Below are 15,265 nucleotides of genomic sequence, written 5' to 3' on the forward strand. Positions count from 1 at the left end.
AACTCCTTATCCCGCAGTTTGACCGCCATCGATTGGCAGTTCGATACCGTTGACGAAGCGCGCCTCGTCCGAGGCCAGATAGGCAACCGCACCCGCAATTTCTTCCGGCGTGGATGCTTCGACCAGCGGAAGCAGGCGAGAGAACAGCTCCATGTCTGCGCCCTCGGGCATCTTAAACCCCGCTGATAAAGGCGTCTGGACAAAGCCGGGGCACACGGCATTGACGCGCACTTCCTGTTTGCCGAATTCCATGGCCAGGGCCTTTGAGAACATCAGCACGCCCGCTTTGGTGGCGCAGTAGGCCGAGTTATAGGCCTGGCCTTCGCGGCCCGCACTGGAAGACATGTTGACGATATTGCCTTTGCTGGCGAGCAGGTGGGGCATGGCGGCGCGACTCATGAAGAACACACCATTGAGATTAATGCCGACCATCAGGTCCCACTGCGCATCGCTGATGTCAGTGAGGTTCTCGGAGAAGGCAATACCGGCGATGTTGCACAGTACATCCAGCTTGTCGAAGCACTCAATACAGGCCTCCACCGCCGCGTTACAGGCTGCAGGCTGGGTGACGTCGACTTCGGCGATCGCCGAAGCGGCGCCCTCTGGCAGGGCTTTGACCGTCTCAGTCAGGCCGTCTTTGTTGATGTCTGTCAGGAAAACAGCGGCGTCTTCATTTGCCAGGCGAATCGCTGTAGCGCGACCAATGCCGGACGCAGCGCCGGTAATCAGCGCGACCTTGCCAGTGAATCTTTGCATTGTGGTTCCTCAGGTAGAGAGAATGATCTTGCCCATGTGGGCTCCACTTTGCATGTAATCGTGAGCGCTGGCCACATCCGCCAGTTCAAATACCCGGTCGACCACCGGCTTGATGGCGCCGCTGCGCAGATGCGGATAAATATGCTGCATGATTTCCGCGGTCATGACGGTTTTCTGGGCGAAGCTCTGGGCCCGCAGGGTGGAGCCCGTCAGCGAAATCCGCTTCATTAGCAGCAGGGCGAAATTAACCTCAGCCTGGAAGCCGTTCATGAATGCGATGTTCACAATACGCCCTTCCGGCGCCGCGACATTGATGTTTTTCTGAATGTAGTCGCCGCCCACCATGTCCAGAATGACATTCATCTGGTTGTTCACCCCGGCCTCTGCCAGCGCCTGCTCGAAATCCTGCTCGCGGTAATTAATGGCTAGGGTGGCGCCGAGTTCGCGCAAGGCTGCGCACTTTTCCGGGGTGCCCGCCGTGGTATACACCTCGCCGCCCATGGCACTGACCATCTGCACGCCCAGGGTGCCAATGCCGCTGGCGCCACCGTGAATGAGCACCTTGTCACCCGCCTGCATAGCGCCGCGCTGGAAAATGTTGTGCCATACCGTGAGCAGGGCCTCGGGCAATGCCGCCGCTTCGGCCATGCTCAACCCCTCTGGCACTGGAAAGCACTGGCCGACAGGCGCAATAGCTTTGGTGGCGTAACCGCCGCCGTGAGTAAGTGCGCAGATGGTGTCGCCTTCGCGCCACTCGCTCACACCTTCACCGACGCCGATGACCGTGCCCGCCACTTCCAGGCCCATGATCGGCGAAGCGTCTTCTGGCGGCGGATACAGTCCCGCGCGCTGCAGCAGATCGGCCCGATTGAGCCCTGCCGCCGCAACGTCAATCAGCACTTCACCCGCGCCGGGTGCCCCGATCTCGTCAGTCGCTATGCTGAGACTGCGGTCTTCTTCATTTATTGCGACGTAGTGTCGTTCGATGGTCATTCAAGTGTCCTCAGCAAAATGGTTGCGCCGAACAGAGGGCCGGAAGGCTTTAACAGCCTTCCGGCCCGAAACGTGCAGCAGACTAACTCGCTAAGGCGACCCGCCACCCATGCGGATCCTCAGCTGTGCCACTCTGAATCGCACACAGCTGTTCCCGCAGCTTGCTCGACCACGGGCCCATGTCGCCGTCACCGACCTGAATGGTCTCGCCGTTGTACACGAGCTCGCCAACCGGGGTGAGTACCGCTGCAGTGCCTGTCAAGGCTGCCTCGCCCCGCGGTGCCCGCTCCAGCAGTTCGGCCACATCAAAGTCGCGTTCCATTACAGTGAGGCCTGCGGCAGCCGCCAGGGTGAGAATACTGTCGCGGGTGACGCCGGGCAGGATAGAGCCGTCCAGCGGTTTGGTAAGCAGCTCGCCGTTTTCGATGAGAACGAAGTTGGCCGCGCCCGTTTCCTGAACAATACCACCCGGGGCGAACAATACCTGGTCTGCGCCCATCTCTTCGCGGGCGCGCACCACCTGGCGCATGGCTGCCGCGTAATTGCCGCCCGTCTTTACCTCGCCGAAATTCGGGGTGGAGCGCTGGGCCTGATCGTCGACCTTGACCCGCAAGGGCTTGAGCCCGCCGGCAAAGTAGTCACCCACCGGTGAGGTGAGTACGTAGTAGATCGCCTTCTGGGTGGGGCGTGCGGCGGCGCCGATATCCTCTTCGGTGCCGAACAGCGTCGGGCGCAGATACAGCGAGCCCGGGTAGGCCGGTATCTGGTCGCTAACCTCGGCAACGGCTTTGTGCAGTGAGGCGAGCAGGGTTGCTTCATCGGGCACCGGCAGCAGCAACTGGGCAGCGCTGCGCAGCAGGCGCGCCACGTGGCGATCCGGGCGGAACAGGTGAATGTCGCCGCTCTCGGTGCGGTAGGCCTTCAAACCTTCAAAGCACTCGCTCGCATAGTGCAGTACGTGGGTGGCCGGGTGCAGGTTAAAGGGCTCGACGGGCACCACTGCCAGGCCGGACCACTGTCCGTCTGCATAGTGGTTGATGACCATCTTGTCCGTAAACTCTGTGCCGAATGCCGCCATTGTCCTACTGCTCTATGTGTTTCCTGGCCCCGCTCGGGCCCGGTAAATATCGGGTGGGTGAACACACCATAATACCCCGAGAACCCAGTGTTTGGGGGTAACCCCCGAGGAAAAATCCGGAAATTTGTCACAGGGGGAGCAGCGGCTAGGCTGTGGTTTATTACTTTGGTAACCCGGAGCCGAGCGCGGCCTAAGAGAGTACTGCTACTGCTGTCGTTGTTGATGGTTTGCACCGGTGCAAGCGCGGATATTCGGCAGGAATTGCAGTCCCTGACCGAGCATCTGGTCATCGACGGCGGTGGCCAGCTGCCGAGCGGCGGACAGATATACCTGCCGGTCATAATCGAGGATTTTTACGCCCGCCAGGAGTACCAGCCCGCCTGGCGCGATAGTGATCAGGCTCAGCGCATGCTGGATTTGTTGCGCGACAGTTAGGCCGAGGGCCTCAGTCCCGATGACTATCACTACGGCGAGCTAATGGCATTGTGGTCGCTGCGGGGTCAGCAATGGCCTGGGCGCGACCAGGCCCGGGCCCGTTTCGATGTCATGCTTACGGATGGCGTCCTGCTCTACATACAGCATGTAGCTCGGGGTAAGGTTGACCCACGCCAGCTTGAACTCACCTTCAACTACGCCCAGCTCGATTTTGATATGCACACCATTGCCGGCGAGCTGCAGCAGGCGATTGCTGAGGATACGATCGAAGACATTGTTGCGCGGCTGCGCCCCCAGATGGCCTTTTACTACCAGATGATGGCAGCTTTGAAGCACTACCGCGCCCTGGCCGCCACAGGTGAGTTTCGCCCTCTGCCTGGCGAGACAGTGCTCAAGCCCGGCCAGGCCTATGCGGTGGTGCCCGACCTCGCGGCGCGTCTGGTGGAGCTGGGGTATCTGCCTGCGGGCGACTATGGCCGTCAGTATGGCGGTGCGATCAAGGATGCGGCCAAGGTGTTCCAGGCGGACCACGGCCTGGATGTCGACGGCATTGTCGGTGCCCAGAGTTACCGCTTTCTGAATATGACGCACGCCCAGCGGGTGAAGGAACCGCTGTGCCTGGCCGAGTTGTTGCTCGACGACCCCCAGCAGTGGTCGTTGGAGTATGTGCAGGCAGTGGTCGACAGCCGCAACCCCCAGGTCCGGGTGCCCATGGAGCGCGACGTACACGTGTTGCTGATGTACTGGACTAACAGCCCGGCACGAGACGGTCGCCTGCAGTTCCACGCGGATGTGTATGGCAAGGATCCGGCCGAGCTGGCCCTGCTGGATGCGCCACCCAGGGTGAACGAGGTGCGTTGCCTGCTACTGATCTTGCTGTTGCTGCCCCTGCTGGCGAGGGCGGAGCTGCCCACGCTGTCGTATCGCGGGCTACCCCTGGTATTTGCGCCGTTTACCCTAGTGGGCGGCATTGGCCGCTACCGGAAAACCAGTCGCCACGGCGGCTTTGTGCATGTAGACACCCGGGGTTTCCGCGCGCGCTGGTAGTCAGCGCGGCAGCAAGCGCACCGGCATCTGTTTGAACCCGTGGACCATATTGGAGCGGATGAAGGCCGGCTCACCGGTCAGCTCGATGCCGCCGAATTCGCGGAAGAACTCCTCGAGGAAGATGCGCGCTTCCAGTCGCGCCAGGTTCGCCCCCAGACACAGGTGAATACCGTGGCCAAAGGCCAGGTGGGGATTCGAGTCGCGGTGAATATTGAACTCCATGGGGTTGTCGAATACCCGCTCGTCGAAGTTGGCGGCGCTGTACAGCATTACCACCTTGTCGCCCTGGGCAATGGCCTGGCCGGCAATCTCGGCGTCGGCGGTGGCAGTGCGGCGGAAGTAGTGCAGGGGGCAGGTCCAGCGCAGCATTTCTTCCACTGCCCCGGGGATGAGGTCCGGGTTCTGCTCCAGCTGCCGATACAGCTCGGGTCGCTGGATCAGCTCATACATGCCGCTGGAGATCAGGCCCCGCGTGGTCTCATTGCCTGCCACCGCAATCTGCACAAACAGTGAGGCGAACTCTGCCTCGCTGACACTCTCGCCCTCCACTTCCTGGTTGATCAGCAGGGAGATCAGGTCGTCGGCGCCGGAATCCTTGCGTTCGCAGGCCAGCTGGAAGCCGTAGGTGCCCATTTCAATGCTGGCGTTGTTCACTTCCTCGGGGGTGCCGCCCAGATCAGGATCAGAGGCGGAGGTCTGCAGGTCTGACCAGCGGCGCATCTGCGGCCACATGTCCCGGGGGATATCCAGCAGCGAGCCGATGACGGCTGTCGGCAGGTCGCCGGCCAGGCTCTCGACAAAATTCACCTCACCGATGTTGCGGGCCGTCTCCATCATGCCGCGGGCAATCTCGCGGATCGCCGGTTCCAGCTGTTCCAGGCGGCGCGAGGTAAAACGCGTGATGACCGCCCGGCGCAGTGGGCTGTGCTTGGGCGGGTCCATGCCCAGCAGTTGGTTGCGTGCCATATCGAGAATGTCGCCGGGTAAATCGTCGACAAGTACAAAGCCCTGCTCTGCTGAGAACGTTTTGAAGTCGCGCGACACTGTAATAACGTCGGCGTGACGGCTGACGACCCAGTAGCCGCCACCTTCCGGGTGGGCGTGCCAGTGGATTGGGTCATTGTCGCGCAGCCACTTGAACTGCTCGTGGGGAATGCCTGTCGTGTAGGCGTCCGGCGAGTAAATATCGATGTTCATGGTCGTTCGGTGCCTATTCTACGAGCACATTCGGACGTGGTAGGCCCTGTTCCTCGCACATGGCGAGGTAGAACTGCAGGGTCATGTCGCCGTCGACCACCGAGGTAATGTTGCCGTCTGCGTCCAGATTGATGTTACTGCCGTACATCTGGAACCACACGCGGGTATTGTCTTCGGTGCATTGCAGGGTGTGTACGGAGCCTGCAGGTTCGTACAGGAACGAGCCTGCGCGATTAACGTAGTCGTATTCCTTGTACTTCCAGGCGCCTGAGCTGGTATAGCCCCATACCGGCCCTGTGTGCTTGTGCTGCTCCACTTCATAGCCTGCCTGGAAGATATTCTCGATGATCCACAGGCCTTCGCCGCGTTTCACCTGCAGGACCTTTAGCAGGCTGCCGTCTCCGATGTCGATAAAGGGCAGTTCGTCGGCCCCGATGTGTACTGCTTCTGTCATGTCCATAGAAAAGCTCCTGTTATTCAGCCTGGACGACAGCGCCGCTGGCCAGGGAGTTGTTTATATCGTCTTCGCTAAAACCGAATTGCGCCAGAATATCCCGGCTGTGCTCGCCATTGCGCGCGGGTGGGCGGCTGATGGCTCCCGGCGTGCGGCTGAAGCGCGGTGCCGGGGTGGGCTGCCAGACATCGCCATCGTCGATGAACGTGCCCCGCTCCTGGTGGTGAGGGTGGTGGCGAACTTCGGCCATCGACAGTACCGGTGCGTAGCAGATGTCGGCGCCGTCGAAAAAGGCATCCCACTCGTCCCGGGTCTTGCGCTTGAAGATGTCGCTCAGTTTCTCTTTCAGAGCGGGCCAGGCGGCCATGTCCCACTGGTTCTCCAGGCCGGCAGCTTCATCACCGAGACGCTCGAGCAAGGCCGCATAGAACTGCGGTTCAATCGAGCCGATCGTGATGTATTTGCCGTCGCCGGTCTCGTAAACCTCGTAGAAGTGGGCGCCGGAATCGAGCACATTGGTACCGCGCTCATCGCTCCAGAAGCCCACCTGGTTGGCGGCGAAGCTTGAGCTCATGAGGTTGGCGACGCCGTCGATCATTGCCGCGTCCACGACCTGGCCCTGGCCGGAGGTTTTGGCTTCCAGCAGTGCGCAGACCAGGCCATAGGCGAGGAAGATGCCGCCACCACCGAAATCGCCCACCAGGTTGAGAGGGATGGCGGGCTTCTCGCCCGCCCGTCCCATACCGTGGAGCGCACCGGACAGGGCCACGTAGTTGAGGTCATGGCCGACCTCTTTGGCCATCGGTCCCTCCTGGCCCCAGCCAGTCATGCGGCCGTACACCAGGCGCGGATTGCGCTGCAGGCACACGTCCGGTCCCAGGCCCAGGCGTTCCATAACGCCGGGCGGTTGCCCTCCAATAATCCGTCTGCCTGTTCAATCAGGCGCAGCACCGTGGCCACGCCCTCGGGTTGCTTGAGATCGACGCAAATACAGCGCTTGCCGCGGTTGAGCACATCCAGCTTGGGGTTGGTCTGCTGGTCGGAGAACAGGCCGCCGCCGGGTCTTTCAACGCGAATAACCTCCGCGCCCATGTCGGCCAACGACATGGCGGCGAAGGGGGCAGGTCCAATTCCGGCGATCTCGATAATAGTGATTCCTGCAAGCGGTCCCATGGTGAAGCTGGCTCCTTTAGATGAAGCGTCCAGCTTGGCCCTTGGCGTGCCCGGGGACAATGGCGTGATCAGGCGCCGGGAATGTCTTTACAGATCAACTGCTCGAACATGCCGCGGGCTTCCTCGAGCTTGGCGAACACCGGGTAGCGGCTGTCCAGGCACCAGTTGATCGTGAGCATGTTGAGTGTGCCTACCACGGTTGTAGCGAGCATTTCTGGGCTGAAATCCCGTTTCACGTCGTCCAGTTCGTAGCCCGCACGAATCAATGCGCTGAAGCTGGTCATGGCCGAGGCCCCAAGTTCTCGCTGTGTCTCCTGGTCCTCGGCAAATGCGGTGGGGCCGATCAGCACCAGTTGGCGGTCGATGTCGTTCATGCCCGCAAAGGCGGATTCAATGTAGTCGATCATGGCCTGCAGGCGGCCCCGGGTCGTCGGCTGCGCGGCCATCAGTTCCGCGAGCATCGGCTCAGCGCGCGCATACAGGCGTGAGATGCCCAGGGCCCCGAGCAGGGCGTGCTTGTTGGTGAAGTGACCGTAAAAGGTGCGCCGGGCCACATCTGCCTCCTGGCAGATCTGCTCGATGCTGGTGTCTTCGATGCCGTATTGCTGGAACAGGCGATAGGCCGCCTCTTCGATACGGGCGCGAATTTCCTGTTTGCGTTTTTCCCTGCGCCCCAGCGGGGCTTCGATAGTGTCCATGAAAATATGGTAATGCAGTTGCAATGGTCTCTGCATTAAACTAATTTGTATACAAATGTGCAAGTTTGCGCGTTTGTATGTATTTTATATAGAGCAACGATAGCTTCAGGTGAAACCGACCATGTCCGACAAGTTATTGGTGGTCTCTACGGACTGCCACGCCGGCCTCCCGATCGCCGATTACAAACCCTATGTTGAGAGCAAGTATCACGACATGCTCGACATGGCGGTGCCCATTACCATCGACATGCTCGAGAAATCCGAGTCGATGTTCCTTATCAAGGAGATTAATGACGCCTGGCGGGAGCCGATCGAGCAGGAACTCACCGGCGCCTGGAAGTACGACGAGAGGGCGCGCATGCTGGCCAGTGACGGTATTGCCGCCGAGATCATTTTCCCGGATGGCATAACCGAGAAAAATACGCCGCCATTTGGTGCCGGTCTGGGGTTGTCTCCCCGGGACATGGTGCCGGAGCTGCAGTGGGCGGGGGCCATGGCCCACAACCGCTGGTTGGCGGAGCTGTGCGCAAACGACCCTGCGCGGCACATCGGCGTGGCCTCGATTCCGCTACTGTGGGATGTGGATCAGGCCGTGGAAGCCGTGCGCTGGTGTGTAGACAATGGCTTGCGTGCAGTCATGATCCCCACCATGTGGGGTGAGCATGATGCCTATCATCACGTGAAATACGACCCTTTCTGGGAGGTCTGCCAGGACCTGGGCGTGATTGTACATTTCCACTCAGGTCCGGCGCCGCATCCTGAGTACTTTGGCAAGGGTTTCCCCGCTGAAGACCAGCGCAGTGAGCTCCCTGGTGCCATGGGCGTATATGTGTCAGAGGTCATGTGGTGGCTTTACCGTCCGCTCACGTTCATGATCTGGGGGGGCGTGTTTGAGCGCTTCCCGCGGCTGAAAGTGATGATTGTAGAAGGAGGCACTATGTTTATGCTGCCTTCCTGGCTGCGGCTCATGGACTTCCAGTACCACGAGGGCGAGATCTCAGCCAAGCTGGGTGATTTCAAGAGTCACCTGTCCATGGCGCCCAGCGAATACTATCGACGCAACGTGGGGATTGGCGCGTCTTGCGTGCGCCGCGACGACCTCGACGAGCGCGCTGCGATTGGCCCTTCACAAATCATGTGGGGCAGCGATTTCCCTCATCCCGAGGGCACCTGGCCTAACACCCATGCCTACTACCGCGAAACATTCAGCGGTCTGCCCGAGGTCGATGGGCGTAACATTCTTGGCGAAAACGCCGTGGCCTTCTACGGCCTCGACCGCGATCGCCTGCAACAGGTGGCCGACGATATCGGCCCCGACACATCCATTTTTAACTGACCCGAGCTATCAACGGGAGAGCATCATGACCATCGTAGAAGCCTGTGAATCACATACCAACACCACCCCTGAATTTCCCATGGGGTGGTTCTCCGTGTCCCGCTCCCAGGAGCTGGCCATTGGCGAAGTCAAAGCTGTAAAGGCCTTTGATCGCGAACTGGTGCTTTACCGCACCCGTTCCGGTAAGCCGGCCGTTCAGGATGCGTATTGCCCGCACCTGGGGGCGCACCTTGGGCATGAGGGGCGCGTGATTGGCGAAACCATTCGCTGCCCGTTCCATGGCTGGCAGTTCAATGCCGATGACGGCAAGTGTTCGCATATTCCTTATTGTGAGGAAATCCCCGATCGGGCCCGATTGCGCACCTGGCACACCGAGGAAAAAAATGGCGAGGTGTATATCTGGTTCCACCCTGAGAACACTGCGCCCCAGTGGGAATTGCCCGACCTGCCTGAGCTGGGCGACCCGAACTGGACCACACCGCGCTATACCGACCACCTGGTGCCGGCTCACGTGCAGGATATCTGTGAGAATTCCTGTGACCCGGTGCACTTCGCCTTCGTTCACAAGCAGGGCACGATTCCCGAATCCGAAGTCACCATCGATCCGGATGGCCGCACCATGCACCTGCACTCCAACATGGAAACCAACGATTTCCCGAGCCAGCTGCATGCGATCACTTACAGCCCGGGATTTGCGATGGTGCGTAATACCTACGGCCCCGGCGCTGAAATGATCATGTACAACAGCCCTCAGCCCATCGACAAGCACAATACCTACATGCGCTGGACGCTGATTGTGCGCAAGGAGATCGAAGATCTGGCCGGCGACGACGTCATGCAGGGCATTATCGACGGGCTCAGTGATGACTACCCGATCTGGGCCAACAAGGTCCACAAGCGGCGCCCGGTATTCTGCCGTGAAGACAAACCCCTGGTGACCTTCCGCAAGTGGGTGCGGCAATTTTACGTGACCTCACAAGACAAGAAGGAGATCGCCTGAGGTGAAAGATTTTAGCGGTAAAGTCGCTGTCGTAACTGGCGGTGCAAGCGGCGTAGGCCGTTCACTGGCATTTGCACTAGGGCGTCGCGGCGCCAAAGTGGCCGTGGGCGATGTCGATGCCAAGGCCATGGAACAGGTGGCCGCCGATCTGGCCGCAGAGAACATTGAAGCTATCGTTGAGCGCTGTGATGTGACCTCGCTGGATAGCCTGAACGCCCTGGCCGATGCCGCCACTGAGAAGCTCGGTGGCCTAGACCTGGTATTTGCCAACGCCGGTATCGGCGCGGGTGAGGGCGGTGCGATGTGGGACTACTCCGAGAAAGACTGGGAATGGTGCCTGAACGTGAATGTCTGGGGTGTGATTAATTCGATTCGCGCATTCATGCCGCGGCTGGTAGCCACGGGTCAGGAGGCGCACTTTGTGGTGACAGGCTCCGGCAACGGCGCCTATATGGTTCTGCCCGATGCCCCGATCTATACAGCCAGTAAAGCCGCTGTGCATGCGATCACCGAGAACCTGCACTATCAGTGTCAGGCGGGTCAGCTGCCGGTGAAAGTCAGCGCGCTGTTCCCCGGTCCGCATGTGGTGGACACCGGCCTGTTCAATTCAGACCGCGTGCGCCCTGAAGATCTCAAGAAGGATGGCGGAGCCCCGGATTCCGGCATTACTTCCGTGGATGACATGAAGCGCATGGCCGCTGAATTTGGTATCGAAATGCAGACCACCCACCCCGATGAAGTGGCTGCTATGGCTTTGCAGGGTCTCGAACAGGACGCGTTCTGGCTGCTGGCAACCACCCCGGAAACCGACCAGAAAATTCGCGACCGCGCGGAGATGATTTTGAACAGGACGACGCCGGTACCGGCGGCGTTAGGCTAACCGAGAGAGTAATAACAATGAGCAACGAAACAGGCGCCCCACAGGGCAACCCCGGCGATATCGTCAATTGGCCCATGCTGAAAATTGTCTACCGGACCGATCCGGAGGCTATCGCCAAGCTGCTGCCGCCCGGTATTGATCCTGGTGCCAACCCGAATGTGAACCTCACCATCTACAACTTCCCGGTACCCGATGAGCCCGAGTACGGCATCGTGACCACTGTGGACGCGGACTATAACGGTACGCCGGGTGAGTACACGCTGGGCTATGGTATCGACCAGGAGTCGGCGATTTTTGTCAGCCAGGAAACCAACGGCCAGCCCAAGTATCCCTGTACCACCGAGTACTATCGTCTCGGGCCCCAGGTTACCGCGCGTTGCACACACCAGGGCTACACCTTCGTGGAGTTCAAAGGGGTGTCTACAGGCCCGGTAGAGAGCGAGGCAGAGTGGATTCAGAATGAATGGTGGACCAAGTACTCCCGCGCCGTGAGCGTTGGTGGTCCGGCCACTGGCTTCGACTTCCCACCGCATGTGGTACATGTGATGAGCAAGTACGGCACCGCCTGGAAAGAGGAAGTGCAGGGTGAACTGATTCTGCGCGACAGTCCCTGGGACCCCCTGGCCTCGTTGCTGCCCATGCGTGAGCAGTTGTCGGCCCACCTGTGGTGGCCCATTTTCCTCGATCGCCAGATCACACTGGCCGGTGAGCTCGACGCCGAGGCGTTCCTGCCCTTTGCCGATACCATCTCCGGTTCTCGCTGGCCGGGTGAAAACGGCGGCCCCAAACGCTCCTGATCCGCTTCTGACTCAGTGAGTATTCGCAACTGGCTCCCCGCTCTGGCGGGGATGGCCTGCCTCGGCCTCGGGGCGGGCCTCATGAGTGTTTACGGCTTTTTTGTGCCAGCCCTGTCGGAAGAGTTCGGGGTGGGTGCGGCCACAATCAACATAGGCCCGGTGGCCCTGATGTTGGTGCCCGGATTGGCCTCACCGTTTGTGGGCCGGTTTGCCGACCGGCTGCCGATTCGGCGCATTATTCTCACGGGGTGCACGCTGGCGGCCCTGGCCCTGGTACTGACCAGTATGGCGCCCAGCCTGATCCTCGCCGGACTCAGCTTCGTGCTGTTTGCCCTTGGGATGACCCTGTATGGGCCGGTGGTTATCAACAGCCTGATGGTGAAACTGTATGCCGGTAACGAGGGCAAGGCCCTGGCACTGGTCGCTGCGGGTACCAGCCTTGCATCGGCGATATTGCCGCCGCTGGTAGGCGCGGGACTGGAGGTATGGGGTTGGCGTTCCGCGCTGGCGGCACTGGGCGTTTCGCTGGCGGTGGTGTTGTGGGTTCTGGTGCTGGCGTTCATCCCGGCTTCTGGCGGCGGCAGCGCTGCCGCTGCTGATACCCCCTCCAAACCAAAGGACATCTACCGGCGCCGTGAATTCTGGCTGGTCGGTGTTGCCGTGGCGCTGGTCTTTAACGTCTCGGTGCTGGCGACCATTTGCTACCCGCCGCTGTTTATCAGTCGTGGTGTGGACCCGGTGCAGGTCGGCTTTATGGTCGGTACCAGCGCTATTGCCGGATTGTGCGGCAAGCTTTTTGTGGCCTTCAGCGCTGACTATCTGCATGATCGGCCGCGCATTCTGGCCCTTTGCATTCTGCTGGTTCAGGCCTCGGGCATTGCGATCTTGCTGTTGATTGATTCGGGCTGGATGTTGTGGCTGGGTCTGGCTTGCTCCGGCTTTGGGGTCGGCGCGTTCCTGCCAGTGCACCCCTGGCTGAACAGTCGCTACTTCGATAACTCGATTATCGGTCAGGTGAACGGCGCCCAGATGCCACTGATGCTGCCGCTGGGACTGGCGGGCCCGCCACTTGCCGGCCTGGCATTTGATCGGACCGGCAGCTACGACCTGGCTCTGGCAGCGATGTTTGTGCTGCTGGTGCTGGCGGGCCTGGTATTGGCGTCTCTGCCCAAGCCCCGTGCAGCGCTCTGAGAATCGCGACATTTCCACTATTTTTGGCCGCCTCCAGGGTGGCCTTCCGCTACTCTTTGCTCATCGTTATTAGCGGGGAGCACGCGTGAAGGTCCGGATTGGCGTAGACATGCGTCTGTGGGGAGACAGCATCGGGGTAGGGCACTTGCCCCAACTGGAAATGCTGGCATTCCTCGGCTATGAAGGCGTCGCGGTTCCGCTGGCGGGACAGGGCCTGTCAGAATTAAAGTTGCTGCGCGTGGCACTGACAGACCTCGATCTGGTTCCCCTGGCCACGACGATTATCCCTGCCGAATTCAATCCGATCGATGCTTCTGAGCGGGTGCGCAAGCGCGCCGTCGATTATCTGAAGCAGCGCGTGGATGAAGCTGTGGAGCTTGGCAGCGAGGTCCTGTGTGGCGGCCTGTTCCAGGCCCAGGGGCAGCTCAGTGGCGTGCCTCCCACCGATCGGGAATGGGACTGGAGTCGCCGCTGTCTGCGAGAGGTGGGTGAGCACGCCGCCGGGTATGGCGTGAAACTCGGGCTGGAATTCCAGAGCCGATTCGATGCCCATCTGGTCAATACTGCAGCGGAAGCGGCGCGGATGTGCCGGGAAATCGACCTCGATAATGTCGGCGTGCTGTACAACACATTCCACGCCCATCTGGAAGAGTTCAACCCCGCCAGGGCGCTGCCTGCAGCGGGTGAACGACTGCTGATGGTGCATCTCAGCGAGAGCCACCGCGGGGAGTTGGGCCGCGGCCAGGTGCAGTGGCACGAGACGTTTGCCACTCTGGATTTCCTCGACTACTACGGCTGGCTGGTGGTCCAGGCGCTGGGGGTTGCCGCCTCCGGCGATGCGGATTCAGCGCATATCTGGCGCGAGCGTTTCGACAGTCGCGAGCAGTTGTGTGCCGATGCTATCGGTCTGGTGCAGCAGACATTGCGATTGCAGCGCGAGTAGGGCATTCAACGCCAACCTGAGTTGCTGCTAGACTGCAGGGCAGTGCCAAAACATAACAGGACTTATCGCCGTCATGCTCGATCGACTTCGTTTCAAATTCAATCTTTTATTCCTGCGCATGCTCACGCCGTTCATGCCCGGCTCTACCCATGTGGCCTTTGTCGGTGCGGGTAGTAGTCGCCAGTTGTGCAACCACATCGCCACGCTGGGACCGCGACGGGTGCTGGTAGTCACCGACAAACCGCTGCGAGAGCTCGGTGTGTCGGAGCAGGCCGTCGCCGGCCTGGTGAATGCGGGCGTGGCCATAAGCTGGTTTGACGGTGTGCTGCCCGACCCTACCTATGAGCAGGTCGACGCGGGTCTGGCGATTCTCAAGCAAGACAACTGTGACGTGCTGCTGGCCATTGGTGGCGGCTCAGTCATGGATTGCGCCAAGGTCATGGCGGTGCGCGCGACATCCGATGAAGACCCCCACAATTGGGAAGGTCTGGGCAAGGTGAAGCACGACGGCCTGCCTGTTTACGCTATCCCGACGACCGCCGGAACCGGGTCTGAGGGTACCGCCGGGGCAGTTGTCAAAGACAGTGCGACTCTGACCAAGAGTGTGATGTCCGGTGACACCATGCTGCCCAAGGCTACCGCGCTGGACGCTTCGCTAATGCAGGGTCTGCCGCCCCACATTACTGCGGCCACCGGCATGGATGCACTCACCCACGCTATTGAGGCCTATATCGGTGTCTGGGAGCGGGGTAACCGGATCGCCGACTCCCGTGCCGCGGTCAAGCTGGTGTTTGAGCACCTGCCCAGCGCGGTAGTGCACGGCGAAGATCTCAAGGCCCGGGAGAGCATGGCCATGGCCGCCTACTATGGGGGAATGGCGATTAATCAGGTGTTCGTAGGCAGTGTTCACGCCCTGGCGCACCAGATTGGCGGCAAGTACGGCATTCCTCATGGTCTGGCGAATGCGTTGATACTGCCCCACGTGCTCGAGTTCTGCCGTGAGGAGGCTGAGCAAAGTCTGGCTGAACTGGCCATTGCGATTGGCGTGGGTGAAGAGGGCGAACCTGCTTCTCAGCTGTCACACAAGTTTATTGCAGCGGTGCGCGATCTGCGTACCACGGTAGGTATTCCCGACCAGTCTGAACTGCTGCGTCAGGAGGACTTTGATCAATTGGCGCAACAGGCCGCCGATGAATGTCTCGGCTACCCCGTACCCCGCTTGCTCGACAAGCAGGCGGCGTTGGATATTCTGCACAAGATCAGCGAGCAACCCGCCTGACCTGACCC

General features: G+C 60.6%; 15 protein-coding genes and 2 pseudogenes. 10 read left to right on the forward strand and 7 right to left on the reverse strand.

The genetic code is table 11. The annotated features are described in order from the left end of the window. Positions 1–6: 6 nt before the first annotated feature. The 3 genes from BST95_RS04330 to BST95_RS04340 all read right to left on the reverse strand — a co-directional run bounded on the left by BST95_RS04330 (position 7) and on the right by BST95_RS04340 (position 2,827). Entirely contained in the window at positions 7–756 is a 750-nt protein-coding gene (locus tag BST95_RS04330) for an SDR family NAD(P)-dependent oxidoreductase (RefSeq protein WP_084198294.1), read from the reverse strand. Positions 757–765: 9 nt separating this feature from the next. After that, positions 766–1,749, reverse strand: a complete 984-nt coding sequence (locus BST95_RS04335; RefSeq protein ID WP_084198295.1) for an NAD(P)H-quinone oxidoreductase — start codon at positions 1,747–1,749, stop codon at positions 766–768. An 82-nt stretch (positions 1,750–1,831) separates the two neighbouring features. After that, positions 1,832–2,827, reverse strand: a complete 996-nt coding sequence (locus tag BST95_RS04340) for a branched-chain amino acid aminotransferase (RefSeq protein ID WP_084198296.1) — start codon at positions 2,825–2,827, stop codon at positions 1,832–1,834. A 261-nt stretch (positions 2,828–3,088) separates the two neighbouring features. Between BST95_RS04340 and BST95_RS04345 the strand changes: the two genes are divergently transcribed. The 3 genes and pseudogenes from BST95_RS04345 to BST95_RS04350 all read left to right on the forward strand — a co-directional run bounded on the left by BST95_RS04345 (position 3,089) and on the right by BST95_RS04350 (position 4,309). Continuing rightward, positions 3,089–3,262, forward strand: a complete 174-nt coding sequence (locus tag BST95_RS04345; RefSeq protein ID WP_157114449.1) for a hypothetical protein — start codon at positions 3,089–3,091, stop codon at positions 3,260–3,262. Between the two features lie 15 nt (positions 3,263–3,277). After that, positions 3,278–3,580 (forward strand): annotated as a pseudogene (locus BST95_RS20845) (L,D-transpeptidase scaffold domain-containing protein); the annotation flags it as partial. Then, complete coding sequence (locus BST95_RS04350; RefSeq protein ID WP_268245003.1) at positions 3,581–4,309, forward strand: peptidoglycan-binding protein; 729 nt, start codon at positions 3,581–3,583, stop codon at positions 4,307–4,309. On the opposite strand, the gene BST95_RS04355 is transcribed toward BST95_RS04350, so the two are convergent. From BST95_RS04355 to BST95_RS04370, 4 genes and pseudogenes are all read right to left on the reverse strand, one after another. Continuing rightward, positions 4,310–5,506: a cytochrome P450 gene (locus BST95_RS04355; protein ID WP_084198299.1), complete on the reverse strand. Its 1,197-nt coding sequence runs from the start codon at positions 5,504–5,506 to the stop codon at positions 4,310–4,312. Positions 5,507–5,519: 13 nt separating this feature from the next. Further along, positions 5,520–5,966, reverse strand: coding sequence for a 2,4'-dihydroxyacetophenone dioxygenase family protein (locus BST95_RS04360; RefSeq protein ID WP_084198300.1), 447 nt, complete (start codon positions 5,964–5,966; stop codon positions 5,520–5,522). A 13-nt stretch (positions 5,967–5,979) separates the two neighbouring features. Further along, positions 5,980–7,133 (reverse strand): annotated as a pseudogene (locus BST95_RS04365) (CaiB/BaiF CoA transferase family protein). Positions 7,134–7,201: 68 nt separating this feature from the next. Further along, on the reverse strand, positions 7,202–7,855 hold the full coding sequence (locus BST95_RS04370) for a TetR/AcrR family transcriptional regulator (RefSeq protein WP_169843850.1): 654 nt from the start codon (positions 7,853–7,855) through the stop codon (positions 7,202–7,204). A gap of 97 nt (positions 7,856–7,952) precedes the next feature. Here BST95_RS04370 and BST95_RS04375 point away from each other — a divergent pair, with 97 nt between their 5' ends. The 7 genes from BST95_RS04375 (at position 7,953) to BST95_RS04405 (ending at position 15,257) form a co-directional block, all read left to right on the forward strand. After that, positions 7,953–9,167 (forward strand): amidohydrolase family protein, encoded by a 1,215-nt coding sequence (locus BST95_RS04375; RefSeq protein ID WP_084198302.1) that lies wholly within the window; start codon positions 7,953–7,955, stop codon positions 9,165–9,167. Positions 9,168–9,192: 25 nt separating this feature from the next. Continuing rightward, the gene (locus BST95_RS04380) at positions 9,193–10,167 is read left to right on the forward strand and encodes a Rieske 2Fe-2S domain-containing protein (protein ID WP_066048889.1); all 975 of its coding nucleotides are present in this window, start codon (positions 9,193–9,195) and stop codon (positions 10,165–10,167) included. 1 nt (position 10,168) lies between these two features. After that, a complete protein-coding gene (locus BST95_RS04385; RefSeq protein WP_084198303.1) occupies positions 10,169–11,047 on the forward strand; it encodes an SDR family NAD(P)-dependent oxidoreductase in 879 nt (292 codons plus the stop codon). 17 nt (positions 11,048–11,064) lie between these two features. Further along, positions 11,065–11,844, forward strand: coding sequence for an acetoacetate decarboxylase family protein (locus BST95_RS04390; protein WP_084198304.1), 780 nt, complete (start codon positions 11,065–11,067; stop codon positions 11,842–11,844). A 51-nt stretch (positions 11,845–11,895) separates the two neighbouring features. Continuing rightward, a complete protein-coding gene (locus tag BST95_RS04395) occupies positions 11,896–13,035 on the forward strand; it encodes an MFS transporter (RefSeq protein ID WP_084198305.1) in 1,140 nt (379 codons plus the stop codon). 85 nt (positions 13,036–13,120) lie between these two features. Next, positions 13,121–13,978, forward strand: coding sequence for a sugar phosphate isomerase/epimerase family protein (locus BST95_RS04400; RefSeq protein ID WP_084198306.1), 858 nt, complete (start codon positions 13,121–13,123; stop codon positions 13,976–13,978). Between the two features lie 73 nt (positions 13,979–14,051). Then, positions 14,052–15,257: an iron-containing alcohol dehydrogenase gene (locus BST95_RS04405; protein ID WP_084198307.1), complete on the forward strand. Its 1,206-nt coding sequence runs from the start codon at positions 14,052–14,054 to the stop codon at positions 15,255–15,257. Positions 15,258–15,265 lie beyond the last annotated feature (8 nt).

The organism is Halioglobus japonicus, from assembly GCF_001983995.1.
Taxonomy (GTDB): domain Bacteria; phylum Pseudomonadota; class Gammaproteobacteria; order Pseudomonadales; family Halieaceae; genus Halioglobus; species Halioglobus japonicus.

Excerpts from the sequence above, each read along its gene's own strand:
- BST95_RS04355 (WP_084198299.1), bottom strand. The coding sequence starts at position 5,506 with ATGAACATCGATATTTACTCGCCGGACGCCTACACGACAGGCATTCCC.
- BST95_RS04375 (WP_084198302.1), top strand. The coding sequence starts at position 7,953 with ATGTCCGACAAGTTATTGGTGGTCTCTACGGACTGCCACGCCGGCCTC.
- BST95_RS04335 (WP_084198295.1), bottom strand. The coding sequence starts at position 1,749 with ATGACCATCGAACGACACTACGTCGCAATAAATGAAGAAGACCGCAGT.
- BST95_RS04340 (WP_084198296.1), bottom strand. The coding sequence starts at position 2,827 with ATGGCGGCATTCGGCACAGAGTTTACGGACAAGATGGTCATCAACCAC.
- BST95_RS04405 (WP_084198307.1), top strand. The coding sequence starts at position 14,052 with ATGCTCGATCGACTTCGTTTCAAATTCAATCTTTTATTCCTGCGCATG.
- BST95_RS04350 (WP_268245003.1), top strand. The coding sequence starts at position 3,581 with ATGGCAGCTTTGAAGCACTACCGCGCCCTGGCCGCCACAGGTGAGTTT.
- BST95_RS04395 (WP_084198305.1), top strand. The coding sequence starts at position 11,896 with ATGGCCTGCCTCGGCCTCGGGGCGGGCCTCATGAGTGTTTACGGCTTT.
- BST95_RS04390 (WP_084198304.1), top strand. The coding sequence starts at position 11,065 with ATGAGCAACGAAACAGGCGCCCCACAGGGCAACCCCGGCGATATCGTC.
- BST95_RS04330 (WP_084198294.1), bottom strand. The coding sequence starts at position 756 with ATGCAAAGATTCACTGGCAAGGTCGCGCTGATTACCGGCGCTGCGTCC.
- BST95_RS04360 (WP_084198300.1), bottom strand. The coding sequence starts at position 5,966 with ATGGACATGACAGAAGCAGTACACATCGGGGCCGACGAACTGCCCTTT.
- BST95_RS04380 (WP_066048889.1), top strand. The coding sequence starts at position 9,193 with ATGACCATCGTAGAAGCCTGTGAATCACATACCAACACCACCCCTGAA.